Annotated in this window: 7 protein-coding genes; all 7 read left to right on the top strand. The window is 66.0% G+C overall.

Annotated features, from left to right (window positions below):
* The coding region (locus KHO33_RS41630) for a hypothetical protein (RefSeq protein WP_211629333.1) at positions 1-198 on the top strand (198 nt) is incomplete at its 5' end.
* Positions 199-211: 13 nt separating this feature from the next.
* Positions 212-733: a hypothetical protein gene (locus KHO33_RS41625; protein ID WP_200568546.1), complete on the top strand. Its 522-nt coding sequence runs from the start codon at positions 212-214 to the stop codon at positions 731-733.
* A 139-nt stretch (positions 734-872) separates the two neighbouring features.
* Positions 873-1,385, top strand: coding sequence for a hypothetical protein (locus tag KHO33_RS41620; RefSeq protein ID WP_200568547.1), 513 nt, complete (start codon positions 873-875; stop codon positions 1,383-1,385).
* A gap of 30 nt (positions 1,386-1,415) precedes the next feature.
* Positions 1,416-2,453 (top strand): arabinofuranosidase catalytic domain-containing protein, encoded by a 1,038-nt coding sequence (locus tag KHO33_RS41615; RefSeq protein ID WP_200568548.1) that lies wholly within the window; start codon positions 1,416-1,418, stop codon positions 2,451-2,453.
* The gene (locus KHO33_RS41610) at positions 2,450-2,617 is read left to right on the top strand and encodes a hypothetical protein (protein ID WP_200568549.1); all 168 of its coding nucleotides are present in this window, start codon (positions 2,450-2,452) and stop codon (positions 2,615-2,617) included. The genes KHO33_RS41615 and KHO33_RS41610 overlap by 4 nt, the downstream gene beginning before the upstream one ends.
* Before the next feature lie 223 nt (positions 2,618-2,840).
* Positions 2,841-3,326, top strand: coding sequence for a hypothetical protein (locus KHO33_RS41605; RefSeq protein ID WP_211629331.1), 486 nt, complete (start codon positions 2,841-2,843; stop codon positions 3,324-3,326).
* Positions 3,327-3,488: 162 nt separating this feature from the next.
* A partial coding sequence (locus tag KHO33_RS43100) for a transposase (protein WP_407946232.1) occupies positions 3,489-4,166 on the top strand: 678 nt, incomplete at its 3' end.

The following is a 4,166-nucleotide window of genomic DNA, read 5'->3' as shown; positions in this document are numbered from 1 at the left end:
GACGACAGCATGACGCATGTCAGCATGACCAGCATTCTCATGGCGACCTCCTTTGCGGGCCGGAACGGCTCTTCGTTTCAGGTTACACCATCAACCGGAATACCGGTAAGGAACAGGGCGCGAGCGCGTAACCTGATCGGCCTGTTTGCAGAAAAATTGACCGACGCAACCGGCAACATACAGTCCGTGAGCTTCTGAGCGCAGCACCGCCGTGCAGACCAACGTCCCGCCGATCCGGTTCACGGATCAGGGGCCGGTATTGCCCGCCGAATCGGCGATCCTCGCTGGCGCGCAGGCCGATATCAACGCGGCGTTCGGCGGCGGCGTCAATCAGGGGCTAACCACGCCGCAGGGGCAGGTCGCGCAGTCGCTCACCGCGATCATCGGCGATGCGAACGGCGACATTCTCGAAGTCGCGAACCAGGTCGATCCCGATGTCGCCTCCGGCCGCTGGCAGGACGCGATCGGCCGCATCTACTTCCTGAACCGCATCGCGGCGTCAGGTACGGTCGTCACCGCGACCTGCATCGGGCTCGTCGGCGCGGTGATTCCCGCCGCCAATGTTGCGCTCGATCTCACGCCGCTCGCCAGCGGCGCACCCGAAATCATCTTCAACCTGCCCGTCGCGGGCGGCGCGGCCACCGCCGTCTCGATCGTGAAGCCGCCTGCGACCGGCACGCTCGCCGAGTTCGTGCTGGCCGTCATCAGCAGCGCCGGTTCATCGATCGTCTGACCGTCCGGCATCAGGTAGCCGCAGGGTGCCGCGCCGTCGTTGACAGGCGTGGCCGGCAGGCTCGACACGTTCGTGATCTACACGCAGGACGGCGGCGCGACGTACTGCGGTTTTGTCGCAGGTCAGAACCAGTAGCCTCATGAGCCATCTTTCTACACGGCTGCTGATGACAGCGGGCAGCTTCGCCTATGGGCCGGTCGTGCTCGCAGCGAACCCCTACGCGTACTGGCGACTGAACGAAACGGCCGGCACGGTGGCCACCGATTCGAGCGGCCACGCACGCCACGGGACCTATGTCGCGCCGGTGGCGCTCGCGTACGGCGCGCTGCTGCCGGCCGCCGGGAAGAAGGCGTATCTCGGCCTGAGCGGCCCGGGCAGCGGCTATGTCGATGTCAGCGCCGCCACGCAGTTCTGCGCGGGAGGCGACTGGAGCCTGGAGTGCTGGGCCAACCTCATCTCGTTCAGCCAGCCGAACAATTACGGCTGCACGTTCATGGCGTCGAGCGATCCGGGCACGGCCGTAACGGGGTGGGCGATCGGTGCATCATCGAGCCCCGTGGGTGCGCTCATGTACTACACCAAAAACCCCGGCAATCTCGGCGTTGACGGCACCGTGCCCGCCGTCAAGCTGATGCACTTCGTGGCCGTCTAAACGGGCGCCACCCAGACGCTGCGCGTCTGGGTGAATGGCCTGCTGACCGGTTGCCAGCGCGGCGCGCCCGCGATGCCGCCCCTCATCTATGCGGCGCTGGCGATCGGCCAGGCCAGCAATATCGCCGGTGCGCTGGACGGCACGATCGGGGCATTCGAGGTCTACGACTGGGCACTCAGAGCCGATGAAGTGATGCGGCACTACAGCGCCGGCCTTGGAACTCCGCCTGCCTTCATCGGCGTGCTGGACCGGCTCGTCGCGGCCCCGGCCGACGCATGGAACCTGCCTCGGCTGACCGGCGGCTATGCGGGGCCGTGCATCAATGTCCGGCGCGACAGCGACAGCGCGAGACAGGACATCGGCTTCACCCCTGCGGGTGATCTCGATGTCGCCACATTGTTCGCCTTTGTCGGGGCCGGCAACGGCCCCGTGGCGACATGGCACGACCAGACCGGTCACGGTGCGCCGCTCGTGCAGGCCGTCGCGGCCCAGCAGCCGGCCATCGTGACGGCGGGCCAGCTCAACGTGCTCTCGCACGGCCTGCAGCCGTGCATGACCACCAACGGCGGCGCCAGTGGCGCAAACGGCCAGTTCATGCAGACCGCGACGCAGGCGCCGTCTCTCACGTTTGCCCAGCCGTTCACGCGCTCATCGGTGATCGGCGTTTCCAGCATGACACCGCAATACGGCAATCCGATCGTGATGGACAGCGGCATCGACCAGTACGCCGAACTGTACGAATCCTCGGCGAGCACGCTGGACATGTATCCCTATGACATCACCGGGGACGGAGGGTCGGGCTTCACGGGCCTCGCCAATGGTTACATTGGCGTCGTGCTCGAAACCTTCAGCCAGTCCACGAGCGCCTGCACGTTCAACGGCGTCAGCCAAACGGAGAGTGTCTGCGCGGGCGGCTCGACCATGCTGTGCCTGTCCGCCGCCGTCGGTAGCGGCGAGCGCTGTGCGGCCATGAACTACAGCGACATGATCGTGTTCGGGCAGACCCTGGCCGCCACCGACCAGACGCTGCTCATGGCCAGCCAGCGGGCGTACTGCGGAACCCCATGATGTCTTTTGTATTGCGTGTCATGCTCTGCTTGGTCGTGCTGGCGACCGCCGCCTGTACGCTGATCCATGTCGAGGGCAGTTCGAACACGGCCACCGACATCGGCGGGCACGGCGGCACGCTCGCCGTGCCCGAATCCACCGTCAGCCGGCCAGCGGCCCGGTAGCACGCCGTTTTCCGGACCCGTCTCATCCAGAACCCAGAAGAATACTGCCGCACGGACAGCATCGCGACATAGTACAAATCAGGATGCCTTTCCCGTCCGGTTCCCCTTTGCCGGGGGCGCATACCAGATATTATTAAGACTGGTCTGATGTATGTCGTTGCCACGCCTGAGCACGCGGACCCGCTGGCTGGCAGTGGGCAGGGTGCCTCATAAGGAGTTCAAAATGAAAGCAAAGGCCCGCGGTACCGGATGGCGCACCCATACGCTGCTCGCCATGACGGCGATGTCTTGCGGCCTGCACAGCGCAGGGGCCGCGACGGGCGGCACCATCTACTTCACCGGCATGATCGTCGCGCCCGCGCTCGAGGTGTCCAGCGTCGTCCTCCCGCCGGCATCGTCCGTGCGCGTCACGACCCAGGCAGGCGCTTCGGCCTCAACGGTGGCGGTCACGTTCAGGGTGCCATCAGGCGGGGTCCCGGGTGTGGATGTCTCATGGCAGGTGAATGGCGCCACCGCATCGCAGTCGGGCGCCGCTGCGCCCGACATGCCCGCAGCACGCTTTGCCGACGGCCGCGGTCATGTGGTTGCGCCGGCGCCCGATGGGCGCTATCACGTGGGGAGCAACGGCGCGACGCTGCTGCTGGGCGCGAAATCTGGAGACCCGCTGTCAGCCGGCAGGGCGCTCACCGTCGTACTCAGCTATGACTGAGCTTTCGTGCGCGTGCTGCCGCGTGCCGTGGTCGTGATCATCGCGGGGTTGATGCAGGCCAGGTGAGACAGCGAACGGCCTGTACGGCCGGCTCAGGGGCGACCGTCTGAAGGGATCGGGCTTCGTGCGCAACGCACCGCCCTGGCCCCAACCGGGTCCTGGATGCGCTGCGAAGGCACCCCCACCTCCTGCAACGGAAGCATCATCCCTTGTGGTGATGTCGCGTCTGCGGCCCCTGATTTCCTTTCCAGGATCGAAACCGCGCAACCCTCATTTTTCGCCCCCCCCCTTTTCCCGGTCGGCCCCAGCGGCCGTGAGCGGGTGGTCGCGACACACGTGGCCAGGCCTGACGCTGCCCGCAACCGGAACGTCTCGCCTCACGCGCTCGCCAGCGTCAGCCAGCCCCCCGCCTTCGCGCCCAGGAAAAAACAGTTTTTGACATTTCCGACTGGTCCTATTCCACAGCGGGATGCCGTTCTGTACGTTACGCTTAATTCAACAGGGCGTGCGCGATGGAACCGTTTCGTGATCTGGGCGATGAGCAATGGCCGCGTGTCGCGCCGCTGCTGGCCGGACAGCGGGCGTCCGGTGGCCGATACGCGTGCCGTGCTCAACGGCGTGCTGGGGGTGATGTTCACCGGCTCGGCATGGGCGAAGGTGCCAGCGCGGTATGCGCCCGGTGCAACGTGTCACCGGCGCTTCTGGCAGTGGCACGATTCAGGGGGTGGTCCGTGGTCGACGCATTGGCCGGCTCACGGATACGTTCATCGGGGGATTTTCAGGTGGCAAATCAGATGGCAAAAAAAGAGACCTCGGCGGCATACCAGGCGCTGCTCGCTT

Source organism: Paraburkholderia nemoris, assembly GCF_905221015.1.
In the GTDB taxonomy this organism is placed as follows: Bacteria; Pseudomonadota; Gammaproteobacteria; order Burkholderiales; family Burkholderiaceae; genus Paraburkholderia; species Paraburkholderia nemoris.
Note: the sequence above shows the minus strand (reverse complement) of the source record. Positions and strands in the feature narration are given on the sequence as shown.